We start from the raw sequence: 26,013 nt of genomic DNA, 5'->3' as shown, positions 1-26,013 counted from the left end.
GCCCTGGCGGGCCGGGCCTACGATCCGGCCTGGCGCCTGCCTGCACCGCCCCCTGCCTCAACGACAACAACGGAGACACCACCATGCTCACGCTCTGCGGCTTTTCGGCCAGCAACTACTACAACAAGGTCAAACTCGCCCTGCTCGAAAAGGGCCTGTCCTTTACCGAGGAGCTGGCCTGGGTCGGCGAGACCGACCGCAGCGCGTCGCCCCTGGGCAAGGTGCCCTACCTGCGCACGCCGCACGGCACGCTGTGCGAGTCGGCGGTGATGGCGGACTACATCGAGTCGGCGTACCCCGAACACCCGCTGATCCCGGCCGACCCGCTGGCCGCGGCCAAGGTGCGCGAGCTGATCACCTTTCTGGAGCTGCACCTGGAGCTGGTGGCGCGCAACCTGTATCCGCAGGCCTTTTTCGGCGGCACCGTGAGCGAGGCCGCGCGCGAAAAGGTCGGTGCGCAGCTCACCAAGAACATCGCTGCGTTTGCCCAACTGGCCAAGTTCAGCCCTTACGTTGGCGGCGACACCTTCACGCTGGCCGACTGCGCGGCCATCGTGCATTTGCCGCTGGTGAGCTCGGCCACCAAGATCGTCTACGGCCGCGACTTTTTGGCCGACCTGCCGGTGCGCGACTACCTGGCCCGCATGGCCGAGCGCCCGCATGTGCAGCGCGTGAATGCGGACCGCAAGACCAATACGGCAGAGATGTTGGCAAGGAAGTGAAGCCGTCAAGTGAAGCCCCCCTGAGCCGCTGCGCGGCTCGGTGGCACGCGCCAGAGGCGCGGCCTCTTCGGCCAGTCCAAGCCTGCGCAGGCAGGCTTGGAGCCGCAGGCCTCAGCCCCGGAGGGGGACGCCACCGGTGGCCCGGGGGAGCCGGTTCCACGGTGGCACTGGCGTTGGCGGTGTGCCAGTAGTTGGGGCTGGTGGGTTCAAGGCAAGGGAGTGTTGGCGGGGCGGTCGACGCGGGCCGGCTCTGATTAGCTCTGGCCAGCTATAGAAGCTCTGGCCGCCCGCTCTGACTATCTCGGGCTCACTCGGGCTGAGGCGACGTGTAGAGGTGTGCAGGCAAGGAGTGCTGTGATCGCCTTTCGCGAAGCGGGGCCCTTTGGGTGCATTGGAGTGCAGCGGGGCGCTGCGCAGCATGGGTTGAGCGTGGACACTTGATCAGCGGGATTGGTCAGGTCGGTCGTCGTCGATGCCGGTGAGCAAGATCCGCTGCCGCAGGGCCAGTCCCGCTGCTATCCTGCTCGGCATGCGCAGCCTCTTTCATCTTGCTTTTCACGTCACCGACCTCGATGCCGCGCGCCGCTTTTATGGCGGCGTGCTGGGATGCGAGGAAGGCCGAAGCACCGATACCTGGGTGGACTTCGATTTCTTCGGGCACCAGATCTCTTTGCACCTGGGCGAGCCGTTTGCCAGTGCCCGCACCGGCCATGTCGGCGACCATCTGGTGCCCATGCCGCACTTCGGCGCCATTCTGGAGCTGCCCGAGTGGCATGCGCTGGCCGCGCGGCTCAAGGCGGCAGGCACGACGTTCGCGCTGGCGCCGCAGGTGCGGTTCAAAGGCCAGCCCGGCGAGCAGTGGACGATGTTCTTCCATGACCCCAGCGGCAATCCGATCGAGATGAAGGGCTTTCGCTCGCTCGACGAGGTGTACGCGAGCTGAGGCACACCCTGCTTGGCCGGCACTGAGCCGCAGGCGCGCGGCGCGCGCCAATGTCGGCTGCTGACAGATGTGGCCCGCGCATGCTCGCAGCGCAGGGCCTGCCGTACGGATCAAACCCGGCTGCGCGATCTAGCGGGCATCTTCACACCCTGTATGCGCACCTGCCGAAGTACTCAACCAGGTACACCGGAACGCTTTTGCGCGACGCCACCGCGCGGCGCCCCCCGTCTTCAGTGACGTCATTGGCCTCCTGCGGCGGCTGGGCGACAAGGTCTCATCCTGGCCCAACGGGCATGCATGACGCCATCCTCCGCAGATCGCCTGCGGAGGTCGCGCGTCAGCGGCGTTGCAGCAGCGGGATGGTGCCGAGTGCAAACACCGAGTTGGGCACACCCACACGCGCCATCAGCGGGCGCGGCTTGGCGCTCAGCTTGGGGCGTGGCGCGGCTGCAGGTGCGGCGACTTCTGCCACCACGCCCTTTTCGATCTGCTCGGCCACCAGGTCCTGCAAGGTCACGGACTGCAGGTAGTCCATCACCCGTGCGTTGAAGGTGGACCACAGATCACCGGTCATCGACTTCACCTGGGCAGCCTGGCCGGCACCGAGGTTCTGCAGGTCGTCGGCCTTGAGGTTCTCGACCGCCAGGATGATCTCGGCCACCGACACCTGGTCGGCGCGCCGGGCCAGCGTGTAGCCGCCACCGGGGCCGCGCGTGCTGTCCACCAGCCCCGCACGGCGCAGGGCGCTGAACAGCTGCTCCAGGTACGACAGCGAGGTGCCCTGGCGTGCGCTGATGGTTGACAGCGCCACCGGGCGAATCTTCTGGCGCAGCGCGAGGTCGGTCATCGCCGACACCGCAAGTTGTCCTCTGGTAGTGATTCGCATCGTTGTACTCCTTGTGTGAACACGACAATTTCCAAGCCGGGCACTTGCCACGGAATGGGGCCAGGCGTTCAATGTAGAGGCTTTGACACTTCGCGTATATTCGTTTTATCGATTCAAATAGATCGGTTTTTTCGAAGCATCGGAGCACCCATGAACTTCAAGCACCTGCGCTACTTCTGGACCGTGGCCAAGGCGGGCGGCGTGATGCGCGCCGGCGAACAGCTGCACACCGCCCCGCAAACGCTGTCCGGCCAGATCAAGCAGCTGGAGGAATGGCTGGGGCACGACCTGTTCCGCAAGCGCGGGCGGGGCCTGGAGCTGACCAGCGAAGGCCGGGTAGCGCTGGGCTACGCCGAGCAGATTTTTGCGCTGGGCGACGAGCTGGAAAAGTCGGTACGCCTGTCCCGCGGCCAGGTCAAGCCGCTCGAATTTCGGGTCGGCGTGGCCGATTCCATCGCCAAGTCGGTGGCGTACCACCTGTTGGAGCCGGCGCTCGGCATGCCGCAGCAGGTGCACATGACCTGCCAGGAAGGCAAGTTCCCCGAGCTGATCGCCCAGTTGAGCCTGCACAAGCTCGACCTCGTGCTGGCCGACGAGCCCGTGTCCAAGAAGATCGGCGTGAAGGCTTTCAACCACCCGCTGGGCACCAGCGGCATGAGCTTTTTGTGCGCCCCCGGGCTGCGTGCGGAGCTGCAGGGCGACTTCCCTCAGTGCCTGCAAGGCGCGCCCATGCTGATCCAGGGGCCCATGTCATCGGTGCGCCAGCAGCTGGACCACTGGTTCAACAAATACCAGCTGCAGCCCCGCCTGGTGGGCGAATTCGACGACAGCGCGCTCATGAACGCCTTCGGGCGCGAAGGCCGGGGGGTGTTCACCTCGCCCACGGTGCTGGACGATGAAACGACGGCGCAATTTGGCGTCGAGGTCATCGGTCGATCGAGCGAGCTGGTGGAGGAGTTCTTTGCGATCTCGGTGGAGCGGCGCATCACGCACCCCTGCGTGGCGGCCATCACCAAGGCGGCGAAAGCAGATCTGTTTGGGAAGTGATTGGCTGGTCGGCGCGTCGCTGTGCAACCGTATGGAGGTCGGAAACACCGTCTTGGTGAGCTTGGCAGCGCTGACAAGCGAGGCGCCAGGCCACATGTGGGCCAGAGGGGCGCACCGTATCGCAACGCCGTGAGAGGCTGGGTGTGGCTTGCAAGCGCGGCCAACCCAACAATGGATCGCACAGTCAGCCGGTCAGCCAATCAAGCAACCCGCTACACCGTCAGCCAGGAAAGAAGCACTCAAGCCCACTCGGCAACACATCAGCTCGGCACTTCCAGCGGCAACGTTGCGCAGCCAACCGGGCACCGATAGCAAGCCCACAAACAAAAACGCCCACATTGCTGTGGGCGTTTTGCTTTGACTGACTGAATCAGCCAACATTTTGGTTGCGCGAGAAGGATTTGAACCTCCGACCTTTGGGTTATGAGCCCAACGAGCTACCAGACTGCTCCATCGCGCGGTAAGAAATAAATTATACCCTATTATTCAGCTGCTGCCGAATTATTTTCGGTTTCTGCAGCGCGGTCGACCAATTCGACCAGGGCCATAGGCGCATTGTCGCCCACGCGGAAGCCCATCTTCAGAATGCGGGTGTAGCCACCGGGACGCGCGTTGAAGCGTGGGCCCAGGTCGTTGAACAGTTTGGTGACGCTGTCACGGTCGCGCAGGCGGTTGAAAGCCAGGCGGCGGTTGGCGACGGTGTCGACCTTGGCCAGGGTGATCATGGGCTCGATCACGCGGCGCAATTCCTTGGCCTTGGGCACCGTGGTCTTGATGGCCTCGTGCTCGATGATCGAGTTCATCATGTTCTGCAGCATCGCAAGGCGGTGCGAGCTGGTGCGATTGAGTTTGCGGAGTCCGTGTCCGTGGCGCATGGTGCTTTCCTTCTACTGTCTATGTAATTAAATCGGGCAGCCGTGTCAGGTACTTCCCGAGGCACTTGTTTCCCCTCGGCAGCTTGCTTCCGGGGAACAAAAAGTCCCCCTTGCGGAGGACTTGGAAACCGGGCTCCCCTGTTCGGGGAACCCAGGATTATAACGGTTGCTTAGCGCTTGTCCAGACCGGCTGGCGGCCAGTTTTCAAGCTTCATGCCCAGCGTGAGACCACGCGAAGCCAGCACTTCCTTGATTTCGTTCAGCGACTTGCGACCCAGGTTAGGCGTCTTGAGCAGCTCGTTCTCGGTGCGCTGGATCAGGTCACCGATGTAGTAGATGTTCTCGGCCTTCAGGCAGTTGGCGGAACGCACGGTCAGTTCCAGCTCGTCCACAGGGCGCAGCAGGATCGGATCGAACGTGGCATTGCCACGTGGGCCTGCAGGTGCGTCGAACGCAGCCAGCTCGCCACCTTCCAGCTGTGCGAACACAGCCAACTGTTCCACCAGGATCTTGGCCGATGCACGGACTGCGTCTTCGGCAGTGATGGCACCGTTGGTTTCGATCTCGACCACCAGCTTGTCCAGGTCGGTACGCTGCTCGACGCGGGCGCTTTCCACGGTGTAGCTCACGCGCTTGACGGGCGAGAACGAAGCATCCAGCACGATGCGGCCGATCGACTTGGTCGATTCGTCCGCATAACGGCGCAGGCTGCCGGGAACGTAGCCACGGCCCTTTTCCACCTTGATCTGCATGTCCAGCTTGCCGCCTGCCGACAGGTTGGCAATCACGTGATCGGGGTTGACGATCTCGACGTCATGGGGTGTCTGGATGTCGCGCGCGGTAACCACGCCTTCGCCATCCTTGCGCAGGCTCAGCGTGACTTCATCGCGGTTGTGCAGCTTGAACACCACGCCCTTGAGGTTCAAGAGGATGTTGACCACATCTTCCTGAACGCCATCGATGGACGAGTACTCGTGCAGAACGCCTGCAATGGTGACTTCCGTCGCTGCGTAACCCACCATGGACGAGAGCAGGACGCGCCGGATGGCGTTGCCCAGCGTGTGACCGTAGCCACGCTCGAACGGCTCCAGTGCGACCTTGGCACGATTGTGGCCAAGCTGCTCGACATTGATCGCCTTGGGTTTCAGCAAATTGGTTTGCATTCAGACTTCCTCTCAATACCCCCAGCTCGTTACACCGGTAAGGCTGGTGAAGCGCCTAAACCGCGATGCCTCGCGGTTCAGGGACGGTTTCTTGAATTACGTATTCGACCGATTAGCGCGAGTACAACTCAACGATCAGCGATTCGTTGATGTCGGCACCGAACTCATCACGGTCAGGCGTCTTCTTGAAGATGCCTTCTGCCTTGTCGGCATTCACTTCCACCCATGCAGGCATGCCGACTTGGGCAGCCAGTTGCAGGGCTTCGACGATACGTGCTTGCTTCTTGGACTTTTCACGCACGGCCACCACGTCGCCGGCCTTGACCAGGTAGGACGCAATGTTCACGGACTTGCCGTTCACGGTGATCGCCTTGTGGGACACCAGCTGACGCGCTTCAGCGCGGGTCGAGCCGAAACCCATGCGGTACACCACGTTGTCCAGACGCGATTCCAGGAGGAACAGCAGGTTGGCGCCGGTGTTGCCCTTCTTGCCGTCAGCGGCTTCGAAGTAGCGGCGGAATTGCTTTTCCAGCACGCCGTACATGCGCTTGACCTTCTGCTTTTCACGCAGTTGCAGGCCGTAGTCGGACGTGCGCGCACCGGAGGTACGGCCGTGTTGACCTGGCTTGGAGTCGAACTTGGACTTGTCGGCGATCGAGCGGCGGGCGCTCTTCAGGAACAGGTCCGTGCCTTCACGGCGGGAGAGTTTGGCCTTGGGGCCGAGGTAACGTGCCACTTGAGCTTCCTTTGTGTCATCTACCGCAAACCATTGCGGGAGCCGCCTGAGGCGCTTGCGCGTTCACAGGCGGCGGTGGGCTTAGAGAGATTAGATACGGCGGCGCTTTTGAGGGCGGCAACCGTTGTGGGGCACCGGAGTCACGTCGGAGATCGACGTGATGCGGATGCCCAATGCGCCCAGAGCGCGCACCGAGGATTCACGGCCAGGACCAGGACCCTTGATTTCGACGTCGAGGTTCTTGATGCCTTGGTCGATGGCAGCGCGGCCAGCCACTTCCGATGCCACCTGGGCAGCGAACGGGGTGGACTTGCGCGAGCCCTTGAAACCTTGGCCACCGGACGATGCCCACGACAGGGCATTGCCCTGGCGATCGGTGATCGTGATGATGGTGTTGTTGAACGAGGCGTGCACGTGAGCGATGCCGTCGGAAACGTTCTTGCGAACCTTCTTGCGGACGCGCTGGGCTGCGTTATTGGCAGGAGACTTAGCCATGATGATCTTTCAATCTCTTTATTTCTTCAGTGCAGCGGCGCCCTTGCGCGGACCCTTGCGGGTGCGGGCATTGGTACGGGTGCGCTGACCACGCATTGGCAGACCGCGGCGATGGCGGAAGCCACGATAGCAGCCGATGTCCATCAAACGCTTGATGTTCATCGTCGTTTCGCGGCGCAGGTCACCTTCAATGGTGAACTGCTCGATTTGCTCGCGAATTTTTTCCAGATCGCTGTCCGTCAGATCTTTGATCTTCTTGGAGTAAGCGATACCAGTTGCTTCGCAAATCTTGCGAGCGCGGGTGCGACCGATACCAAAAATGGAGGTCAAACCGATTTCCGCGTGCTTGTGGGGCGGAATGTTAATGCCAGCGATACGTGCCATATGCGTCCTCTAATACTTTCCAATCAACCTTGGCGCTGCTTGTGACGCAGATCCGTGCAGATCACGCGCACCACACCCTTGCGGCGGATGATCTTGCAGTTGCGGCAGATTTTTTTGACCGAAGCCGAAACTCTCATTGCATTCTCCTAAAACTTTTCCATCCGTCCCGGCTGCATGCACGGAACACAATTTGTGCCCGCAAAATCGTGGGGCGTCGACGTAACCGATATCCAGCTTGCAGGCAGCGCATCGCAGTGCGATCTCTGCCTTCCTTATCCTCAACCGCCCGCGTTGCCTTTGAAATTGGCTTTCTTGAGCAGTGATTCATATTGCTGCGACATCATGTAGTTCTGTACCTGGGCCATGAAATCCATGGTCACCACCACGATGATCAGCAGCGACGTTCCACCGAAATAGAACGGCACGTTGTACTTCAAGATCAGGAACTCCGGCAGCAGGCACACGAATGTGATGTACACAGCACCCGCCAGCGTCAGGCGAACCAAAATCTTGTCAATGTAGCGCGCAGTCTGCTCACCCGGGCGAATGCCTGGAATGAACGCACCGCTCTTCTTCAGGTTGTCTGCAGTCTCGCGGCTGTTGAACACCAACGCCGTGTAGAAGAAGCAGAAGAAGACGATGGCCGCAGCGTAGAACATCACATAGATGGGCTGACCAGGGGTCAGAGCACCAGAAATGTCCTTCAACCAGCGCATCGACTCACCAGCACTGAACCAGTTCACCACCGTTGCCGGCAGCAGGATGATCGACGAGGCGAAGATCGGAGGAATCACACCGGCCATGTTCAGCTTGAGGGGCAGGTGCGACGATTGACCGCCATATACCTTGTTCCCCACCTGCCGGCGAGCGTAATTCACCAGTATCTTGCGTTGACCGCGCTCCACAAAGACCACGAAGTAAGTCACGAGACCCACGACGATGACGATGAAGATGGCAGCCAGGATGCTCATCGCACCCGTGCGGACCAGTTCCAGAAGACCACCGATGGAGCTGGGCAGGCCGGCAGCGATGCCAGCGAAGATCAGGATCGAGATCCCGTTGCCGAGACCGCGTTCGGTGATCTGCTCACCCAGCCACATCAGGAACATCGTTCCAGCTGTCAGGCTGACCACCGCCGTCAGGCGAAAGCCAAAGCCAGGGCTGATCACCAGGCCAGCAGAGCTTTCCAGCGCCACAGCGATACCCAGCGACTGGAACAAAGCCAGACCGAGCGTGCCGTAACGGGTGTACTGCGTGATCTTGCGGCGACCTGCCTCGCCTTCCTTCTTCAACTGCTCGAAGCTCGGCACCACGTAGCCCATCAGCTGCATGATGATCGATGCCGAGATGTACGGCATGATCCCCAGAGCGAAGACTGTGAAACGCGACAGCGCGCCACCCGAGAACATGTTGAACAGGTTCAGGATCCCGCCTTGCTGGCCACTGAACAGCTGCTGGAGTTGGGCTGGATCGATACCGGGCACAGGGATATGAGCCCCGATGCGGTACACGACCAGCGCCATCAACAGAAAAACCAGACGACGACGCAGGTCGCCGAACTTGCCGGTCTTTGCGATTTGAGCCGCGCTAGTAGCCACAGATGCCTTCCTTCGAAGTCAAACTCAGGCGACGCTGCCGCCGGCAGCTTCGATCGCTACCTTGGCACCCGCCGTGGCACCGATGCCATTGAGCTTGACAGCCTTCGTGAGCGAACCGCTCTTGATGACCTTGACCACCTTGGCCAGCTCGCCGATCAGGCCAGCTTGCTTGAGTGCCAGCACGTCCACTTCGGCCAGGCCGAGTTGGTCGAGTGCAGTCAGCGTGACTTCTGCATTGAACTTGAGCAGGTGCGACTTGAAGCCGCGCTTGGGCAAGCGACGTTGCAGAGGCATTTGACCGCCTTCGAAGCCGACCTTGTGGTAGCCACCGGAGCGAGACTTCTGACCCTTGTGACCACGGCCAGCGGTCTTGCCCAGGCCGGAGCCGATACCACGGCCTACGCGGCGCTTGGCATGCTTGGCGCCGTCTGCGGGCTTGATGCTATTGAGTTCCATGATCTATCTCTCAGAGGACTTTGACCAGATAGCTGATCTTGTTAATCATGCCGCGCACTTCGGGCGAGTCCTGCAGTTCGCTCACGCTATTGAGCTTGCGCAGGCCCAGGCCACGGACGGTGGCGCGGTGCGATTCCTTGGTGCCAATAGGGCTGCGCACCAGTTGAATCTTGACGGTTTGTTGCGTAGTCATTTCCAGCTTCCTATCAGGCGAAGATGTCTTCGACCGTTTTGCCGCGCTTGGCTGCCACGTTCGACGGGGTGGTCGAATTGATGAGCGCATCAAAGGTGGCACGGACCATGTTGTAGGGGTTCGACGAACCATGGCTCTTGGCCACGATGTCGGTAATGCCCACAACTTCGAAAACAGCGCGCATGGGGCCGCCAGCGATGATGCCGGTACCCTTGGGAGCTGGGTGGAGTTCCACCGAAGCCGCACCGTGGTGACCCTTCACCGAGTGGTGAATGGTGCCGCTCTTGAGCGAAACCTTGACCAGGTTGCGACGGCATTCTTCCATCGCTTTTTGCACAGCTGCAGGCACTTCCTTGGACTTGCCCTTGCCCATGCCGACGCGGCCGTCACCGTCGCCAACCACAGTCAGTGCAGCGAAACCGAGAATACGGCCGCCCTTCACGACTTTGGTCACGCGGTTGACCGCGATCATTTTTTCGCGCAGACCGTCGTCTTGACCTTCGGTCTGCACTTTGGGTTGAAATTTAGCCATTTTGTATTCCGCTCCGCTTAGAACTGCAGGCCGGCTTCACGGGCTGCGTCGGCCAAAGCCTTGACGCGACCGTGGTAGGCAAAGCCTGAGCGATCAAATGCAACCTTCTCAACGCCAGCAGCCTTTGCTTTTTCAGCAATGCGCTTGCCGATGGCCGTGGCTGCGGCGGCATTGCCACCCTTGCCCGAACCACCGAGTTCCTTGCGCACATCGGCTTCTGCGGTGGAGGCACTGGCCAACACCTTGCTGCCGTCGCCGGAAATGACGCTGGCATAGATATGGAGGTTCGTACGGTTCACCGTGAGACGCGCCACGCCTTGCTGTGCAATGCGGATGCGGGTCTGACGCGAACGACGAAGACGCTGCTCTTTCTTGGTCAACATGTTGCAGCTCCTTATTTCTTCTTGGTCTCTTTGATCGTGACTTTTTCGTCCGCGTAGCGGATGCCCTTGCCCTTGTAGGGCTCGGGTGGACGAACAGCACGGATCTCAGCAGCGATCTGGCCGACGCGCTGGCGGTCGGCACCCTTGATCACCACTTCCGTGGGAGTCGGGGTAGCCACCGTTATGCCGGCGGGCATTTCGATGTTGACCGGATGCGAATAACCGACCGCCAGGTTCAGCTTGGAACCGGACGCTGCAGCCTTGTAGCCCACGCCGATCAGGCTGAGCTTCTTTTCAAAGCCCTTGCTGACGCCGACCACCATGTTGTTGACCAACTGGCGAATCGTGCCGCTCATGGCATTGGCTTCGCGGGAATCGTTGGCGGGCTCGAAGCTGAGCTTGCCTTCGTTGTTCGACACCTTCACCAGCACGTTTTGTGCGAGCAACAGGGTGCCGCCAGAACCCTTGACAGAGATCTGGTCATCTTTCACGGACACATCCACGCCAGCGGGGATGGTCACGGGCATTTTTCCTACTCGGGACATTTCAGTTTTCTCCTCAATGCCGCGGTTAGGCCACGTAGCAGAGCACTTCGCCACCGACACCGGTAGCGCGCGCTTTGCGATCAGTCATCACGCCCTTGGGCGTCGTGACAATTGCCACACCCAGACCGTTCATGACTTGTGGAATGGAATCACGGCCTTTGTAGACACGCAGACCAGGGCGGCTGACGCGCTCGATGCGCTCAATCACTGGACGGCCTGCGTAGTACTTCAGGGCAATTTCGAGTTCCGACTTGCCGTCTTCGGTCTTAACCTGGAAGCCGTCAATGTAACCTTCGTCCTTCAGCACTTGGGCGATGGCAATCTTCACTTTGGAAGAAGGCACCAGCACCGTGGCCTTGGAGACCATTTGTGCATTGCGGATGCGGGTCAGCAAGTCAGCGATGGGATCACTCATGCTCATGTTGTATCTCTCCTGCCTGCTTACCAGCTGGCCTTGGTGACACCGGGGATGTCGCCTGCAAAAGCCAGTTCGCGGATCTTGGCGCGAGCCAGACCGAATTGACGGAAGGTGCCACGTGGACGACCGGTGATTTCGCAACGGTTGCGCTGACGCGTGGGGTTTGCGTTGCGGGGGAGCTTTTGCAGGCCCAGACGGGCTGCATCACGCTCTTCATCGCTACGCTTGGCATCGCCAGCGATTGCCTTCAGTTCCGCATACTTGGTTGCGTACTTGGCAGCCAATTTTTCGCGCTTCAGTTCGCGCTGGATCAAAGCTACTTTAGCCATGCTTCGCCTCAGTTCTTGAACGGGAAACGGAAACCAGCGAGAAGCGCCTTGGCTTCTTCGTCGGACTTGGCCGTCGTGGTGATGCTGATATTGAGACCGCGCAAGGCATCCACCTTGTCGTACTCGATTTCAGGGAAAATGATCTGTTCCTTGACGCCGATGTTGTAGTTGCCACGGCCGTCGAAAGCGCGACCGGAGATACCACGGAAGTCACGGACGCGGGGCAGTGCCACGGTCACGAAACGGTCCAGGAACTCATACATCTGCACGCCACGCAGCGTGACCATGCAACCGATGGCCTGGCCTTCGCGGATCTTGAAACCGGCGATAGCCTTCTTGGCCTTGGTGACGACGGGCTTTTGACCAGCAATCTTGGTCAGGTCAGCCACAGCGTTGTCCATCACCTTCTTGTCCGAGACTGCCTCGCTCACACCCATGTTGAGCGTGATCTTGGTCAGACGGGGAACCTGCATCGGCGAGGAGTAACCGAACTGCTTGATCAGTTCGGGAGCGATTTTGTCGCGGTAGATTTCTTGGAGTCGTGCCATGTTTACCCCTTAGGCCGCCTTGATTTCAGCGCCGCTGGACTTGAACACGCGAACGCGCGAACCGTCGGCTTGCACCTTGATGCCCACACGATCAGCCTTGCCGGTAGCCGCATTGAAGATGGCTACGTTGGACTGGTGGATAGGCATGGACTTTTCAACGATGCCGCCCGTCGTACCCTTCATGGGGTTCGGCTTGGCGTGCTTCTTGACGACATTGATGCCGTCGATCAGCACATAGGAATCGTCCTTGCGCGACGACACCGTGCCGCGCTTGCCCTTGTCGCGCCCTGTCAGCACGATGATTTCGTCGCCCTTGCGAATCTTGTTCATGGCGCGTCCTTAGAGAACTTCAGGAGCCAGGGACACGATCTTCATGAACTTTTCGGTACGCAGTTCACGCGTCACGGGTCCAAAGATGCGGGTGCCGATAGGCTCCAACTTTGCATTCAGCAACACTGCTGCGTTGCCGTCGAATTTGACGAGCGAGCCATCACCGCGGCGGATACCCTTTGCGGTACGAACCACCACTGCGCTATAGACCTCGCCTTTTTTGACGCGGCCACGCGGAGCGGCTTCTTTGATGCTCACCTTGATGATGTCGCCAACGCTTGCATAGCGACGCTTCGAGCCACCCAGCACCTTGATGCAAAGGACGGACTTGGCGCCGGTATTGTCGGCAACCTCTAACCGAGATTCTGTCTGGATCATTTCAATATTCCCAACTTGCACCAGAAGACAACAGCCCCAGAGAACTTCTCAAGGGCTGCAGATCAGCCAGTCAGTCTTGGGCCCGTCGTCCGCACCGCAAACCATTTGCAGCACTTCCCGCTGGGCAGAAACTTCACGTAGGAAACGCGAAGCCCTCGATTATTGCAAAGGCATGCCGCGAAGTCAAGCGCCTTGGAACCTGTTCCTACACCGGGGCATGCAAATACTGCTCGGCCAGTGCCAGGAATGCATCAAGTTGCGGGTCTGTGCCCAGCTCTTCCTGCAGGATGACGGCCACCGCAGGGGCGCAGACGATGGCCTGGCGGGCGTCGAGAAACAGCATGCGCGAGCGGCGTGCAAGCACGTCCTCCACGGTGCAGGCGTACTCGAAGCGGGCCGCGAAGCGCACCATGGCTTCGGTAAGCCCTCCGCCCAGGGCCTTGGCAGCTCCTGGCAACAGCTGAACGGAAGGCGCCTCCCCGCCATAGGAATGCAGGCCCTGGGCGTCGCTGATGCGGTGGCGCACCGGCTCGGAGGGCGTGCCCACCAGGGGCAACCGGTTGGTGACACCCGCGGCTTTCTCCGGCAACAGCCCTACCGTGAAGCATTTTTGCAACACATCCTCGGCCATGGCGCGGTAAGTCGTCCATTTTCCGCCGGTCACGGTCACCAGGCCGCTCTTGCTGGCCAGCACCGTGTGTTCGCGGCTGATCTTCTTGGTGTTGTCGCCGTCGTCGTCCTGCGGCTTCACCAGCGGGCGCAAGCCCACCCACACGCTGCGGATGTCTTCGATCTTCGGCGCGCGGGTCAGGTAGCGGGCGGACTCCTCCAGGATGAAGCGGACTTCCTCGCGGAAAGGCAGGGGCTCGCGAACGATGTCCTGGCGCGGGCTGTCAGTGGTGCCCAGGATGAGCTTGCCCAGCCACGGCACCGCAAACAGCACGCGGCCGTCTGCGGTCTTGGGCACCATCAGGGCGTGATCAGATGGCAAAAACTCCCTGTCCACGACGATGTGCACACCCTGGCTGGGCGCCACGATAGGCTTGACCGGGCGGCCGATGGCCTCGCCGTCCATCTGGCGCAGGGCATCCACCCAAACGCCCGTGGCGTTAACCACCGCACGCGCGCGCACCGTGAATTGCCGGCCCGACTCGGAGTCTTCGCAGACGAAGCCCGCCACCTTGCCGTCTTCATGAATGAGCGAACGCGCCGGGCAGTAGTTGACCAGCAGCGCCCCGCGACTGGCCGCCGTGCGCGCCAGCGCCAGCGCAAGCCGGGCATCGTCGAACTGGCCGTCCCAGTACTTCACTCCGCCCTTGAGCCCTTCGGTACGGGCGGTGGGCAGGCACGCCAGGGTGCGGTCCCGGCCCAGGAACTGCGTGGCACCCAGGCCCGCCTTGCCGGCCAGGGCGTCGTACATCATGAGGCCGATGCCATAGAACGGCGTCTCCCAGAACCGGTAGGACGGCATCACGAAGGGCAACGGCTGCGCCAGGTGCGGCGCGTTGTTCAAGAGTGTGGTGCGCTCGTGCAGCGCCTCGCGCACCAGGGCGATGTTGCCCTGCGCCAGGTAGCGGACGCCGCCGTGCACCAGCTTGGTGGCGCGCGACGACGTGCCTTTGGCAAAGTCGTGTGAATCCACCAGGACCACGCTGAAGCCCCGCGCCGCCGCATCCAGCGCCACACCCAGCCCCGTCGCCCCCCCGCCGATCACGGCCAGGTCATATTGATGGGGCTGTGCCAGTCGCGCCAGAAGGTCGGCACGCCGGGTGGGAAGGGGAGCGGGGACGGAAGCGGGGGCAGAAGCAGAAGCGGTGGTCATAGGGCGATTGTCCATGGGTGGGACAAAATTTAAGGGTTAACCCTTAAATTCTTGACATATCGGGGAGAGATTCCACAGCGCACCGCGGGGGTGGCCGGAATGCTCCCGCGCCAGTAAAAAGGGCAGCCGGGGGCCTTGTGGGCTCCGGCTGCCGGTGAAGACCGCCGCACTGCAGCGCAGCGCGGCGGCAGGAGAGCCGGATCAGCGGGCCTTGCCGTCCTTCCAGGCCTGCAGCAGCTTGTCGTAGGCAATGGTTTCGCCCTTGGGCTTCTCGTTCGCCAGCTTCTTCCAGGGAGCCTGCTTGTCGCTCAGCCACTTGTTGGGATCACCCTTGGCGTTGAGCTTGGGCGCGCAATGGGCCATGCCGGCGCGCTCCAGGCGTGCCATCACCTGGTCCATCTCGTCGGCCAGCGTGTCCATGGCGCCCTGGGGCGTCTTTTCACCCGTGACGGCCTGGGCCACGTTCTTCCACCACAGCTGAGCCAGCTTGGGGTAGTCGGGCACGTTGGTGCCGGTGGGCGACCATGCCACGCGGGCGGGGCTGCGGTAGAACTCTACCAGGCCACCCAGCTTGGGGGCCGCGTCGGTCATGGCCTTGGACTGGATGTCGGACTCGCGGATCGGGGTCAGGCCCACCAGGGTCTTCTTGAGCGAGGTGGTCTTGGCCGTCACGAACTGGGCGTACAGCCAGGCAGCGGCCGTCTTGTTGGCGTCGTGGCCGTTGAAGAACGACCACGAACCCACGTCCTGGTAGCCGTTTTGCATGCCCTGCTTCCAGTACGGGCCGTTCGGGCCGGGGGCCATGCGCCACTTGGGCGTGCCGTCGGCGTTCACCACGGGCAGGCCGGGCTTGACCATGTCGGCCGTGAAGGCGGTGTACCAGAAGATCTGCTGCGCGATCTGGCCCTGGGCGGGCACGGGGCCGGCTTCGCCGAAGGTCATGCCCGTGGCTTCCTTGGGCGCGTACTTCTTCATCCAGTCCACGTACTTGGTCAGCGCATAGACGGCGGCAGGCGAGTTGGTCGCGCCGCCGCGGGCCACCGAGGCGCCCACCGGGGTGCACTTGTCGTCCGCCACGCGGATGCCCCATTCGTCGATCGGCAGGCCGTTGGGCGCGCCGATGTCGGCCGTGCCGGCCATGGACAGCCAGGCATCCGTGAAGCGCCAGCCCAGCGATGGGTCCTTCTTGCCGTAATCCATGTGGCCGTAGATGGCCTTGCCGTCGATGTTCTTCACGTCGTTGGTGAAGAACTCGGCGATGTCCTCGTACGCGCTCCAGTTGAGCGGCACGCCCAGGTCGTAGCCGTACTTGGCCTTGAACTTGTCCTTGATATCCTTGCGGTCGAACAGGTCAGCACGGAACCAGTACAGGTTGGCAAACTGCTGGTCGGGCAGCTGGTACAGCTTGCCGTCGGGCGCCGTGGTGAACTTGGTGCCGATGAAGTCCTTGAGGTCCAGACCCGGGTTGGTCCATTCCTTGCCCGTGCCGGCCATGTAGTCGGTCAGGTTCATCATCTTGCCGTAGCGGTAATGGGTACCGATCAGGTCCGAGTCGGAGATCCATCCGTCGTAGATCGACTTGCCCGACTGCATCGAGGTCTGCAGCTTTTCGACCACGTCGCCTTCCTGGATCAGGTCGTGCTTGACCTTGATGCCGGTAATTTCCTCGAACGCCTTGGCGAGCGTCTTGGATTCGTATTCGTGGGTGGTGATGGTCTCGGACACCACCGAGATTTCCTTCACGCCCTTGGCCTGCAGCTTCTTGGCTGCGTCGATGAACCACTTCATCTCGGCCATCTGCTGGTCTTTGCTCAGCGTGGATGGCTGGAACTCGCTGTCGATCCACTTCTTGGCTTCCGCCTCACCCGCCAGGGCGGACTGCCCCGTCATGACCGCCACTGCCAGTGCCAGCGCTGTGTACCGCGTCTTCATAGTGCCTGTCTCCTCATAGTCATCTCCCCTTTGGATGCAAGGGTTGCGCAGCTCCGGGGAAGGGTTGAGCCGCGCAACGGGAATCTACGGATGGGTGGCTGTGTCGGCGGCTCAGCCCTTGCGCAGGATCAGCGCCAGCAGCGCCATCGACAGCACGAAGCTGATCCACACCGACGGCTCGGCCGACAGGCTGAACCACTGGACAAGCTTGCCGCTGATGCCGACAAAGATCAGGTTCACGTACGCCGCCGACAGCAGCCCGATGAAGAGCCGGTCGCCGCGCGTGGTCTCCAGCGGCAAAAAACCCTTGCGCATCGATGTGGGCGACTTGAGCTCCCACACCGTCATGCCCACCAGCATCAGCACGATGCATGTAAAGAACACTGCCACGGGCAGGGTCCAGGCCATCCAATCAAACATGGGTACCCCCCTGAGCGCCTGCGGCGCTTCCCCCCAGGGGGACGCAGCGGGTGGCCGGGCGAAGCCCGTTCCACCGCTGCTGCTGGTCTGGGGCAGCCTGCGCACTCTGCGGCGAATTGGTGTAGTTCATGGTTCTGCTCCCTCTCTCGTCAAACGCGGCCCATCGCGAAGCCCTTGGCGATGTAGTGGCGCACGAACCAGATCACGATGGCGCCGGGCACGATGGTCAGCACACCGGCGGCGGCGAGCGTCGCCCAGTCCATGCCGCTGGCGCTCACGGTGCGCGTCATGGTGGCCACGATGGGCTTGGCGTTCACGCTGGTCAGCGTGCGGGCAAGCAGCAGCTCCACCCAGCTGAACATGAAGCAGAAGAACGCCGCCACGCCCACGCCGGCCTTGATCAGCGGCAGAAAGACGGTCATGAAGAAGCGCGGAAAGCTGTAGCCGTCGATGTACGCCGTCTCGTCGATCTCGCGCGGGATGCCGCTCATGAAGCCCTCCAGAATCCACACCGCCAGCGGCACGTTGAACAACAGGTGCGCCAGGGCCACGGCCAGGTGCGTGTCCATGAGCCCCACCGTGGTGTACAGCTGAAAGAACGGCAGCAGAAACACCGCGGGCGGCGTCATGCGGTTGGTCAGCAGCCAGAAGAACACATGCTTGTCGCCCAGGAACTGGTAGCGGCTGAACGCATAGGCCGCCGGCAGCGCCACGGTGAGCGAGATCACCGTGTTGATGGCCACGTAGATCAGGCTGTTGATGTAGCCCGAGTACCAGGACTCGTCGGTGAAGATGGTCTTGTAGTTGTCCCAGGTGAAGTTCTGGGGAAAGAACGAGAACGTCGACAAAATCTCCGCGTTGGTCTTGAAGCTCATGTTGACCATCCAGTAGATGGGCAGCACTGCAAATGCCAAGTACAGGATCAGAAAGACCGACCGCTTCTGAAAGCGCTTTTCATTCATGGCCGGCCCCTTCGTTGCTGGCGGTGCCCACGCGCTGCATCCAGTTGTAGAGGATGAAGCACAGCAGCAGGATGATGAAGAAATAGATCAGCGAGAACGCTGCCGCAGGGCCCAGGTCGAATTGGCCGACCGCCTTGGTGGTGAGGTACTGCGACAGGAACGTGGTCGCATTGCCCGGCCCGCCGCCCGTCAGCACGAAGGGCTCGGTGTAGATCATGAAGCTGTCCATGAAGCGCAGCAGCACCGCGATCATGAGCACGCCCCGCATCTTGGGCAGCTGGATGTAGCGGAACACCGCGAACTTGCTGGCGCCGTCGATGCGCGCGGCCTGGTAGTACGCATCCGGGATGGACCGCAGCCCGGCAAAGGCCAGCAGCGCCACCAGCGGCGTCCAGTGCCACACGTCCATCAGCAGCACGGTGAGCCAGGCGTGGGTGGCATTGCCGGTGTAGCTGTACTCGATGCCCGCCTGTTGCAGCAGGCGCCCCATGAGGCCGATATCGGCACGGCCATAGATCTGCCAGATGGTGCCCACCACGTTCCACGGGATCAGCAGCGACAGCGCCACCACCACCAGCACGGCGGACGACTTCCAGCCCTGCGCGGGCATGGACAGCGCGAGCATGATGCCCAGCGGAATCTCCACCGCCAGCACCGCCAGCGAGAACGTGATCTGGCGCCACAGCGCGGCATGCAGCTCTTCGTCGCGCATCACCTGCACGAACCACTCCGTGCCCACGAAGACGCGGCGCTCGGGCGAAATGATGTCCTGCACCGAGTAGTTCACCACCGTCATCAGCGGCAGGATGGCCGAGAAGGCCACGCACAAAATCACCGGCAGGATCAGGAACCAGGCCTTCTGGTTCACGGGTTTGGTGGTGGTGCTCATTGGAAACCTCCGTGCTGCGCACTGCGGTGCTGAGCGCCTTCGGGCGGCCGGGCGGCGCTCATGGGGCGACCTCCGCGGTCAGCAGCTGTTCGTTCTGATAGAAGCAAGTGTGTGCACCCAGCACCTGCAGCCACACCGCGTCGCCGGCCGATGGCAACCGGGCCTCTGGTGCGAAGCGCGCCTTGAGCGTGTGCTCGCCCACCTTGGCGGTCAGCATCAGGTAGGTACCGATGTCCTGCACCTGCACCACCGTGCAGGGCAGCGCGCCGGCCTGCTGCGGCTGGGCCAGTGCCAGGTACTCGGGCCGTATGCCCACTTGCAAGGCGCCTTCGGGCAGCGTGCGGCCCGCAGCGCCCGCCAGGGCGTGTCCAGCCACCGACAGATTCGCGCCGTCGCTGTGCGCGGGCAAAAAGTTCATGCCCGGAGAGCCGATGAAGTGCCCCACGAACACGTGCGCAGGCCGCTCGAACAGCGCATCGGCCGAGCCCACCTGCACCGCCTTGCCGCGCGTCATCACCACCACCTGGTCGGCAAACGTGAGTGCCTCGACCTGGTCGTGCGTCACGTAGATCAGCGTGAGCTTGAGCTCGTGGTGGATCTGCTTGAGCTTGCGCCGCAGCTGCCACTTGAGGTGCGGGTCGATCACCGTGAGCGGCTCGTCGAACAGCACGGCCGCCACGTCCGAGCGCACCAGGCCACGGCCCAGCGAGATCTTCTGCTTGGCATCGGCCGCGAGGCCCGCTGCGCGCTGGTTGAGCTGGCCGCTCATCTCCAGCATCTCGGCGATGGCGCCCACGCGCTGCTTGATCTGCGCCTCGGGCACCTTGCGGTTGCGCAGCGGAAAAGCCAGGTTCTCAGCCACCGTCATGGTGTCGTAGATCACGGGGAACTGGAACACCTGGGCGATGTTGCGCTCCTGGGGGCTCGCGCGGGTCACGTCGCGGCCGTCGAACAGCACCTTGCCATGCGAGGGTACGAGCAGGCCCGACATGATGTTGAGCATGGTGGTCTTGCCGCAGCCCGAGGGGCCCAGCAGCGCGTAGGCGCCACCGTCGTCGAACTCCATCTTCAAAGGCATCAGCGCGTAGTCGCTGTCCTGCTGCGGGTTGGGCTTGTACGAATGCGCCAGGTCCAGACTGATGCGTGCCATGTCAGCGGCCTCCTTGTGCCAGGTGCCGCGCAGGCGCCCAGACCAGCCGGCCATCGGCACCGAACACATAGACCTGCGCAGGGTCCAGGTGCAGGGTGACGGCCGCGCCCAATTCAAAGTAATGCACGCCGGTGAGCTGCGCCACCAGGTCGCCCCAGGGCGTGGACACGTGCACGAAGGTGTCTGAGCCCGAGATCTCGGCCAGCTCCACCACGCCGCTCACACCCACATCGCCGGGCCGGGCCTGCACACGCAGTGCACTGGCCCGCACGCCGACCGTGAGGCCATCGGCCGCCAAGCCTTGCTGCGGCAGCGGCACGGCGAACTCGGCACCGCCCTGCAGGCGCACGCCCTGGGCCGTGGCCGATGCGGCCATGAGGTTCATCGGCGGGTCGCTGAAGGCACGGGCCACGCGCAGCGAGTTGGGCGCGTGGAACACCTCCGCCGTGGGGCCGTACTGCAGCAGCTCGCCCTCGTCCAGCACGGCGGTGTAGCCGCCCAGCAGCAGGGCCTCGCCCGGCTCGGTGGTGGCGTAGACCACGGTGGACTGGCCGGCGGCGAACAGCTGGGTCAGCTCTTCGCGCAGCTCCTCGCGCAGCTTGTAGTCCAGGTTGACCAAGGGTTCGTCCAGCAGCATCAGCGGCGCGCCCTTGGCCAGGGCCCGCGCCAGCGCCACGCGCTGCTGCTGGCCGCCCGACAGCTCGGCCGGGTAACGGTCGAGGAACATGTCGATGTGCAGGCGGGTCGCGATTTCGCGCACCCGGGCGTCGATGTTCTTTTCGCCGCGCAGCTTGAGCGGCGAGGCGATGTTGGCCGCGACCTTCATCGACGGGTAGTTGATGAACTGCTGGTAGACCATGGCGACGTTGCGCTCGCGCACCGGGGTGCCGGTCACATCCACGCCATCGACCGTCACGCGGCCGGCGGTGGGTGTATCCAGCCCCGCCATGATGCGCATCAGGCTCGTCTTGCCCGCCTGGGTGGCGCCCAGCAGCACCGTGACGGCGCCGCTGTGCAGTGCCAGGCTCATGTCATGGAGCCAGGTCTGCGGTCCTACCTTCTTGCTGATGCTGTCCAGTGCCAGCTGCATCCCGCAACCTTTCTGTTGTTGTTGCCCGAAGGGCGTTTGTTCTGTGGAAACCCTGCGCTGCTACGCTGCCGGGCACCAGCCACAGCAAACCCTCTCGGTTTCGATTGCGTTCATTTTTGTTCTTTTGTGATCGTATTGAATCAAGGTTTACCCTTAACAGGTTCCTTTTTGTTCGATTTAAAGTACCCACACACTCTGACTGCCCCAACCGCGTGAATACGAACCCCCGACAACTGCTGCTCCTCGAAGAAGTCCGCGCGCGCAAGTCCGCCACCGTGGAACAACTGGCCGACACCCTGGGCGTGACGCTGCAGACCGTGCGCCGCGACGTGCAGCGCCTGGCCGAATCGGGGCTGCTGACGCGCTTTCATGGCGGCGTGCGCGTGCCCAGCTCCACCGTCGAGAACTTGGCCCACACCCAGCGCGAAACGCTGCACGCCGAAGGCAAGGCGCGCATCGCGCGCGCCGTGGCAAGCCAGGTGCCCAACGACTGCTCGCTGATCCTGAACATCGGCACCACCACCGAAGCCATCGCCAAGGCGCTGCTGCACCACCGCGGCCTGCGCGTGATCACCAACAACCTGAACGTGGCGGCTATCCTGAGCGGCAACCCCGAGTGCGAGGTCATCGTGGCCGGCGGCGTGGTGCGCACCCGCGACCGCGGCATCGTGGGTGAGGCGGCGGTGGACTTCATCCGCCAGTTCCGGGTGGACATCGCGCTCATCGGCATCTCGGGCGTGGAGCCCGATGGCTCGCTGCGCGACTTCGACTACCGCGAGGTGAAGGTGGCCCAGACCATCATTGCCCAGTCGCGCGAGGTGTGGCTGGCGGCCGACCAGAGCAAGTTCAACCGCCCGGCCATGGTGCAACTGGCCACGCTGAACCAGATCGACCGCCTGTTCACCGACGCGCCGCCACCGGAGCCGTTTCCAGCGCTGCTGCAGGATGCCGAAGTCCTGTGCACCGTTGCGGCATGACACCCCATACGCCCTCTCTTTCAACAACACACAACCGTTCACGCTGAGCCTGTCGAAGCGCTGCGCAAGGCTTCGGCAGGCTCCGCCCGAACGGTCTTCATGAGTTGAACGCAAGCCCCCACCACCCCTTTGCGGCAGTGCGCTGCTGACTTATCCTTGCCCGCCATGACCTACCTGCTCGCACTCGACCAAGGCACCTCCAGCTCCCGCAGCATCGTCTTCGACGAAGGCGGCCACATCGTGGCGCAGGCGCAGGTGGAGCTGCCGCAGATCTACCCGCAGCCCGGCTGGGTGGAGCATGACCCGCTGGAGATCTGGCGCACGCAGCTGGCCACCGCGCGGGACGCGCTGGCCAAGGCGGGCATTGCGGCCGACGCGGTGCGCGCCGTGGGCATTACCAACCAGCGCGAAACCACGGTGCTGTGGAACCGCAAGACGGGCAAGCCCGTGCACCACGCCATCGTGTGGCAGGACCGCCGCGCCGAGCCGGCCTGCGCGCAACTGCGCGAACAAGGCCACGCCGGCACCATCCAGGCCAAGACCGGGCTGCTCGTCGATGCGTACTTCTCGGGCACCAAGCTGCAGTGGCTGCTGGACAACGTGCCCGGCGCGCGCGACGCGGCCGAGCGCGGCGAGCTGGCCTTCGGCACGGTGGACAGCTGGCTGATCTGGCAGCTGACCCACGGCCAGGTGCATGTGACGGACGTGAGCAACGCCTCGCGCACCATGCTGTTCAACGTGCACACCAACCAGTGGGACGATGAGCTGCTGGCCCTGCTGCGGATCCCCAAATCCTTGATGCCGCAGGTGCAGCCGTCGAGCTCGCACTTCGGCGACATCGCGCCTGACCTGCTGGGCCACGGCATCCGCATCGGCGGCGTGGCGGGCGACCAGCAGAGCGCGCTGTTCGGCCAGGCCTGCTTCACGGCGGGCATGGCCAAGAACACCTACGGCACGGGCTGCTTCATGCTGATGCACACCGGCCACAAGTTCCAAACGAGCCAGAACGGCCTGCTCACCACCAGTGCAGCGCAGGCATCCGCAACGCCCGAGTTCGCGATGGAAGGCAGCGTCTTCGTCGGCGGCGCCGTGGTGCAGTGGTTGCGCGACGGCCTGCGCGCCATTCCGTCGAGCAGCGAGGTGCAGTCCCTGGCCGAGAGCGTTCCCGACTCGGGCGGCGTGATGATGGTGCCCGCCTTCACCGGCCTGGGCGCCCCGTACTGGAAGCCCGAGGCGCGCGGCACCATCACCGGCCTCACGCGCGGCACCACCATCGCCCACATCGCCCGCGCGGCGCTGGAGAGCATCGCCTACCAGAGCGCGGCCCTGCTGCAAGGCATGAGCCGCGACGCCACCGCGGCGGGCGGCGCGCCGGTGAGCGAGCTGCGGGTGGACGGCGGCGCGTGCGTGAACGACTTGCTGATGCAGTTCCAGGCCGACCTGCTGGGCATACCGGTGGTGCGCCCTGCCGTCATCGAGACCACGGCGCTCGGTGCCGCGTACCTCGCGGGCCTGTCCTGCGGCGTCTACAGCAGCACGGCAGAGCTGTCGAAGCTGTGGCGCGCGGACCGGCGCTTTGTGCCCACGCTGGGCAATGCGCGCGCGCAGGAGCTGATGGCGAAATGGGAGCACGCGGTGCGCCAGACGACCGCTGAATGAGCCCGGAACATCGCCCTGCGCAGCAATACTACAAAAACAATAGCAAACTATGAGACAGGGCAAGCGGTAGCGCCCCATTTGGCTAAAACCTGCAGTGTGCAGCTGGGCGGGCGCTACCATCATCGCCCCAGTTGTCGCCACCTTGCAGCCACCTTGCTACCACCATGAGCCTGAACACCGCCGCGTCCTCCCCCTCCTCTGCCCCCCTGCCCACCATCGCCTTCATCGGCGGCGGCAACATGGCCAGCGCCATCATCGGCGGGCTGATCCGCCAGGGCCACCCGGTCGGGCAGATCGAAGTGGTGGAGCCCTTCGAGCCCACGCGCGCAGCGCTGCTGCGGAACTACGGCCTGGCCGCGCAGCCTGCATCGGGCCCTGCCCTGCAGCGCGCCAGCATCGTGGTGTGGGCCGTCAAGCCGCAGACCTTCAAGGACGCCGCAGGCGAGGCCAAGGCCCACACGCAGAGTGCCCTGCACCTGAGCGTGGCCGCCGGCATCCGCTCGGACAGCATCGCCCAGTGGCTCTCCAGCGAGCGCATCGTGCGCACCATGCCCAACACGCCCGCGCTGGTGGGCAAGGGCATGAGCGCGCTGTACGCCCGCCCTGCCGTGGGCGCCGACGAGCGCGCCCAGGTCGAGGCCATCATGGCCTCGACCGGCGAGTTCCTGTGGGTGGACGACGAAAAGCAGCTCGACGCCGTCACCGCCCTGTCGGGCTCGGGCCCCGCCTACGTCTTCTACTTTTTGGAGGCCATGACCCGCGCCGGCACCGCCATGGGCCTGAGCGAAGCGCAGGCGCACCAGTTGGCCGTGGGCACCTTCGTCGGCGCGTCAGAGCTGGCGCGCCGCTCCGATGAGCCCCCGGCCGTGCTGCGCCAGCGCGTCACGTCCAAGGGCGGCACCACCTACGCGGCGCTGCAGTCGATGGAAGCGGCTGGCGTGGGCCCTGCGTTCGAGCGCGCGATGGAAGCCGCCCGCCAGCGCGCGGACGAGCTGGGCAACGAGTTCGGGGCAGCTGCCTGAGCAGCAGCTGCGCTGGTGTGTCCTGCGCTGGCAGCTATCAGTGGCTGAGCAGCGAGCGCACCAGGTAGCTGCCCGCGATGCCGGCAAACACCGTGGCGCCCAGCCAGTGGTTTACCCGGAAGGCCTTGAAGCAGCCCTCGCGGGTGCGGTGGCGGATCAGGCTCCAGTGCCAGGCCACCTGGGCGAGTGCGGCGGCAATTGCTACATAAAACATAGCGCCTAGCGCATACGGGACCAGCGCAAGGGCCCAAACGGCCAAGAAAATCAGGTAAAAAGCCACGATGGCGGGCACGTCCCAGCGGCCCAGGGTGATGGCCGATGTCTTGATGCCGATCTTCAGGTCGTCGTCGCGGTCGACCATGGCGTATTCGGTGTCGTAGGCCAGCACCCAGCACAGGTTGCCCAGCCACAGCCACCACGCCACGGCCGGCACGGTGCCCTGCACGGCGGCGAACGCGATCACGATGCCGAAGTTGAACGCAATGCCCAGCACCGCCTGGGGCATGGAGATGACGCGCTTGGTGAAGGGGTAGGCGATGGCCACCAGCAGCGCGGGCACCGACCAGGCAATGGCGGCCGCGTTGGTGGTGAGCACCAGGCCGAACGCCAGCAGCGCCAGCACGGCACCCAGGCCCAGGGCCTCCTTCACCGACACGGCGCCGGTGGTGACAGGGCGCTGCGCGGTGCGCTTGACGTGTTTGTCGAAGTCGCGGTCGGCCACATCGTTCACGCAACAGCCGGCGCTGCGCATGAGGATGGTGCCCAGCACGAAAACCGCCAGCAGGTGCCAGCCCGGGAAGCCGTCGGCCGCGATCCACAGCGCGCCCAGGGTGGGCCACAGGCACACCAGCCAGCCGGCGGGCCGGTCCCAGCGGATGAGGTCGAGGTACAGGGCGAAACGGCTGCGGGGGGCGGCGGTGGACATGTGAAAACAGACGACAAGCTGCGGGACAAACCTGCGAAGACCTGGCAAAGCCGGGGACGATCTGGAATAACCCGGGAGAACCTGGGGAACCCGAGCAAGACCCGGCGGCAACCGGCCAACGGCGGGGGCCAAAGACCGGGCGGTTGCTGCCCCGGCCCGGCCGCCCGGCGCACGGGCTGTGCGAATGTAGCAGCCGGCTGGCGG

Annotated in this window: 32 protein-coding genes and 1 tRNA gene; 6 read left to right on the top strand and 27 right to left on the bottom strand. The window is 63.4% G+C overall.

The window, feature by feature from the left end; translation table 11 throughout:
* The first annotated feature begins 83 nt into the window (after positions 1-83).
* Both ASF16_RS22710 and ASF16_RS22705 read left to right on the top strand, forming a co-directional pair.
* Positions 84-722, top strand: coding sequence for a glutathione S-transferase (locus ASF16_RS22710; RefSeq protein WP_056172591.1), 639 nt, complete (start codon positions 84-86; stop codon positions 720-722).
* Between the two features lie 529 nt (positions 723-1,251).
* Positions 1,252-1,665, top strand: a complete 414-nt coding sequence (locus ASF16_RS22705; protein ID WP_056173014.1) for a VOC family protein — start codon at positions 1,252-1,254, stop codon at positions 1,663-1,665.
* Between the two features lie 337 nt (positions 1,666-2,002).
* Here ASF16_RS22705 and ASF16_RS22700 read toward each other — a convergent pair whose 3' ends face one another.
* Positions 2,003-2,551 (bottom strand): Rrf2 family transcriptional regulator, encoded by a 549-nt coding sequence (locus ASF16_RS22700; RefSeq protein WP_056172588.1) that lies wholly within the window; start codon positions 2,549-2,551, stop codon positions 2,003-2,005.
* Positions 2,552-2,701: 150 nt separating this feature from the next.
* Between ASF16_RS22700 and nhaR the strand changes: the two genes are divergently transcribed.
* Positions 2,702-3,598: a transcriptional activator NhaR gene (gene nhaR / locus ASF16_RS22695; protein WP_056172586.1), complete on the top strand. Its 897-nt coding sequence runs from the start codon at positions 2,702-2,704 to the stop codon at positions 3,596-3,598.
* 383 nt (positions 3,599-3,981) lie between these two features.
* On the opposite strand, the gene ASF16_RS22690 is transcribed toward nhaR, so the two are convergent.
* From ASF16_RS22690 to ASF16_RS22575, 25 genes are all read right to left on the bottom strand, one after another.
* Positions 3,982-4,058 (bottom strand) — tRNA-Met (locus ASF16_RS22690).
* A gap of 22 nt (positions 4,059-4,080) precedes the next feature.
* The gene (rplQ, locus tag ASF16_RS22685) at positions 4,081-4,473 is read right to left on the bottom strand and encodes a 50S ribosomal protein L17 (protein ID WP_056172584.1); all 393 of its coding nucleotides are present in this window, start codon (positions 4,471-4,473) and stop codon (positions 4,081-4,083) included.
* A 170-nt stretch (positions 4,474-4,643) separates the two neighbouring features.
* Positions 4,644-5,636: a DNA-directed RNA polymerase subunit alpha gene (gene rpoA / locus ASF16_RS22680; RefSeq protein ID WP_008906514.1), complete on the bottom strand. Its 993-nt coding sequence runs from the start codon at positions 5,634-5,636 to the stop codon at positions 4,644-4,646.
* 112 nt (positions 5,637-5,748) lie between these two features.
* A complete protein-coding gene (gene rpsD / locus ASF16_RS22675) occupies positions 5,749-6,372 on the bottom strand; it encodes a 30S ribosomal protein S4 (protein ID WP_056172580.1) in 624 nt (207 codons plus the stop codon).
* A 90-nt stretch (positions 6,373-6,462) separates the two neighbouring features.
* Complete coding sequence (gene rpsK / locus ASF16_RS22670) at positions 6,463-6,867, bottom strand: 30S ribosomal protein S11 (RefSeq protein ID WP_005793662.1); 405 nt, start codon at positions 6,865-6,867, stop codon at positions 6,463-6,465.
* An 18-nt stretch (positions 6,868-6,885) separates the two neighbouring features.
* Positions 6,886-7,251, bottom strand: coding sequence for a 30S ribosomal protein S13 (rpsM, locus tag ASF16_RS22665; RefSeq protein ID WP_035206424.1), 366 nt, complete (start codon positions 7,249-7,251; stop codon positions 6,886-6,888).
* Positions 7,252-7,274: 23 nt separating this feature from the next.
* A complete protein-coding gene (rpmJ, locus tag ASF16_RS25735; RefSeq protein WP_005793651.1) occupies positions 7,275-7,388 on the bottom strand; it encodes a 50S ribosomal protein L36 in 114 nt (37 codons plus the stop codon).
* 141 nt (positions 7,389-7,529) lie between these two features.
* On the bottom strand, positions 7,530-8,849 hold the full coding sequence (secY, locus tag ASF16_RS22660; protein ID WP_056172577.1) for a preprotein translocase subunit SecY: 1,320 nt from the start codon (positions 8,847-8,849) through the stop codon (positions 7,530-7,532).
* Positions 8,850-8,873: 24 nt separating this feature from the next.
* Positions 8,874-9,305 (bottom strand): 50S ribosomal protein L15, encoded by a 432-nt coding sequence (gene rplO, locus ASF16_RS22655; RefSeq protein WP_056172575.1) that lies wholly within the window; start codon positions 9,303-9,305, stop codon positions 8,874-8,876.
* 10 nt (positions 9,306-9,315) lie between these two features.
* Entirely contained in the window at positions 9,316-9,498 is a 183-nt protein-coding gene (gene rpmD / locus ASF16_RS22650) for a 50S ribosomal protein L30 (RefSeq protein WP_007861725.1), read from the bottom strand.
* Positions 9,499-9,511: 13 nt separating this feature from the next.
* A complete protein-coding gene (gene rpsE, locus ASF16_RS22645; RefSeq protein WP_056172572.1) occupies positions 9,512-10,030 on the bottom strand; it encodes a 30S ribosomal protein S5 in 519 nt (172 codons plus the stop codon).
* A 17-nt stretch (positions 10,031-10,047) separates the two neighbouring features.
* On the bottom strand, positions 10,048-10,413 hold the full coding sequence (gene rplR, locus ASF16_RS22640; protein WP_007861721.1) for a 50S ribosomal protein L18: 366 nt from the start codon (positions 10,411-10,413) through the stop codon (positions 10,048-10,050).
* 11 nt (positions 10,414-10,424) lie between these two features.
* A complete protein-coding gene (rplF, locus tag ASF16_RS22635) occupies positions 10,425-10,958 on the bottom strand; it encodes a 50S ribosomal protein L6 (protein WP_056172570.1) in 534 nt (177 codons plus the stop codon).
* A 25-nt stretch (positions 10,959-10,983) separates the two neighbouring features.
* Positions 10,984-11,379: a 30S ribosomal protein S8 gene (gene rpsH, locus ASF16_RS22630; RefSeq protein WP_056172567.1), complete on the bottom strand. Its 396-nt coding sequence runs from the start codon at positions 11,377-11,379 to the stop codon at positions 10,984-10,986.
* Positions 11,380-11,399: 20 nt separating this feature from the next.
* Positions 11,400-11,705, bottom strand: coding sequence for a 30S ribosomal protein S14 (rpsN, locus tag ASF16_RS22625; protein WP_007861712.1), 306 nt, complete (start codon positions 11,703-11,705; stop codon positions 11,400-11,402).
* Between the two features lie 8 nt (positions 11,706-11,713).
* Positions 11,714-12,253 carry a 50S ribosomal protein L5 gene (gene rplE, locus ASF16_RS22620; protein ID WP_056172563.1) on the bottom strand — a complete coding sequence of 180 codons (540 nt, stop codon included), beginning with the start codon at positions 12,251-12,253 and terminating at the stop codon, positions 11,714-11,716.
* A gap of 9 nt (positions 12,254-12,262) precedes the next feature.
* The gene (gene rplX / locus ASF16_RS22615; RefSeq protein ID WP_056172560.1) at positions 12,263-12,583 is read right to left on the bottom strand and encodes a 50S ribosomal protein L24; all 321 of its coding nucleotides are present in this window, start codon (positions 12,581-12,583) and stop codon (positions 12,263-12,265) included.
* A 9-nt stretch (positions 12,584-12,592) separates the two neighbouring features.
* Entirely contained in the window at positions 12,593-12,961 is a 369-nt protein-coding gene (gene rplN, locus ASF16_RS22610; protein WP_007861702.1) for a 50S ribosomal protein L14, read from the bottom strand.
* Between the two features lie 205 nt (positions 12,962-13,166).
* Positions 13,167-14,783, bottom strand: coding sequence for a glycerol-3-phosphate dehydrogenase/oxidase (locus tag ASF16_RS22605; protein WP_056172558.1), 1,617 nt, complete (start codon positions 14,781-14,783; stop codon positions 13,167-13,169).
* Positions 14,784-14,984: 201 nt separating this feature from the next.
* Positions 14,985-16,715, bottom strand: a complete 1,731-nt coding sequence (locus ASF16_RS22600; RefSeq protein ID WP_056172554.1) for an ABC transporter substrate-binding protein — start codon at positions 16,713-16,715, stop codon at positions 14,985-14,987.
* Between the two features lie 111 nt (positions 16,716-16,826).
* Positions 16,827-17,135: a DUF2160 domain-containing protein gene (locus ASF16_RS22595; RefSeq protein WP_056172550.1), complete on the bottom strand. Its 309-nt coding sequence runs from the start codon at positions 17,133-17,135 to the stop codon at positions 16,827-16,829.
* A 149-nt stretch (positions 17,136-17,284) separates the two neighbouring features.
* A complete protein-coding gene (locus tag ASF16_RS22590) occupies positions 17,285-18,097 on the bottom strand; it encodes a carbohydrate ABC transporter permease (RefSeq protein ID WP_056172547.1) in 813 nt (270 codons plus the stop codon).
* Positions 18,090-18,986: a carbohydrate ABC transporter permease gene (locus ASF16_RS22585; protein WP_056172543.1), complete on the bottom strand. Its 897-nt coding sequence runs from the start codon at positions 18,984-18,986 to the stop codon at positions 18,090-18,092. The genes ASF16_RS22590 and ASF16_RS22585 overlap by 8 nt, the downstream gene beginning before the upstream one ends.
* Before the next feature lie 58 nt (positions 18,987-19,044).
* Positions 19,045-20,136, bottom strand: coding sequence for an ABC transporter ATP-binding protein (locus tag ASF16_RS22580; protein WP_056173011.1), 1,092 nt, complete (start codon positions 20,134-20,136; stop codon positions 19,045-19,047).
* Position 20,137: 1 nt separating this feature from the next.
* Complete coding sequence (locus tag ASF16_RS22575; protein ID WP_056172541.1) at positions 20,138-21,226, bottom strand: ABC transporter ATP-binding protein; 1,089 nt, start codon at positions 21,224-21,226, stop codon at positions 20,138-20,140.
* 212 nt (positions 21,227-21,438) lie between these two features.
* Here ASF16_RS22575 and ASF16_RS22570 point away from each other — a divergent pair, with 212 nt between their 5' ends.
* From ASF16_RS22570 to proC, 3 genes are all read left to right on the top strand, one after another.
* On the top strand, positions 21,439-22,203 hold the full coding sequence (locus ASF16_RS22570; protein WP_056172538.1) for a DeoR/GlpR family DNA-binding transcription regulator: 765 nt from the start codon (positions 21,439-21,441) through the stop codon (positions 22,201-22,203).
* 165 nt (positions 22,204-22,368) lie between these two features.
* The gene (gene glpK, locus ASF16_RS22565; RefSeq protein ID WP_056172536.1) at positions 22,369-23,862 is read left to right on the top strand and encodes a glycerol kinase GlpK; all 1,494 of its coding nucleotides are present in this window, start codon (positions 22,369-22,371) and stop codon (positions 23,860-23,862) included.
* A 164-nt stretch (positions 23,863-24,026) separates the two neighbouring features.
* Positions 24,027-24,884, top strand: coding sequence for a pyrroline-5-carboxylate reductase (proC, locus tag ASF16_RS22560; protein ID WP_056172533.1), 858 nt, complete (start codon positions 24,027-24,029; stop codon positions 24,882-24,884).
* 37 nt (positions 24,885-24,921) lie between these two features.
* Here the strand turns inward: proC and ubiA are convergent, their stop codons facing one another.
* Positions 24,922-25,809: a 4-hydroxybenzoate octaprenyltransferase gene (gene ubiA / locus ASF16_RS22555; RefSeq protein WP_056172530.1), complete on the bottom strand. Its 888-nt coding sequence runs from the start codon at positions 25,807-25,809 to the stop codon at positions 24,922-24,924.
* Positions 25,810-26,013 lie beyond the last annotated feature (204 nt).

Origin of the sequence: Acidovorax sp. Leaf78 (assembly GCF_001422735.1) — a bacterium.
Classification (GTDB): domain Bacteria; phylum Pseudomonadota; class Gammaproteobacteria; order Burkholderiales; family Burkholderiaceae_C; genus Acidovorax.
Note: the sequence above shows the minus strand (reverse complement) of the source record. Positions and strands in the feature narration are given on the sequence as shown.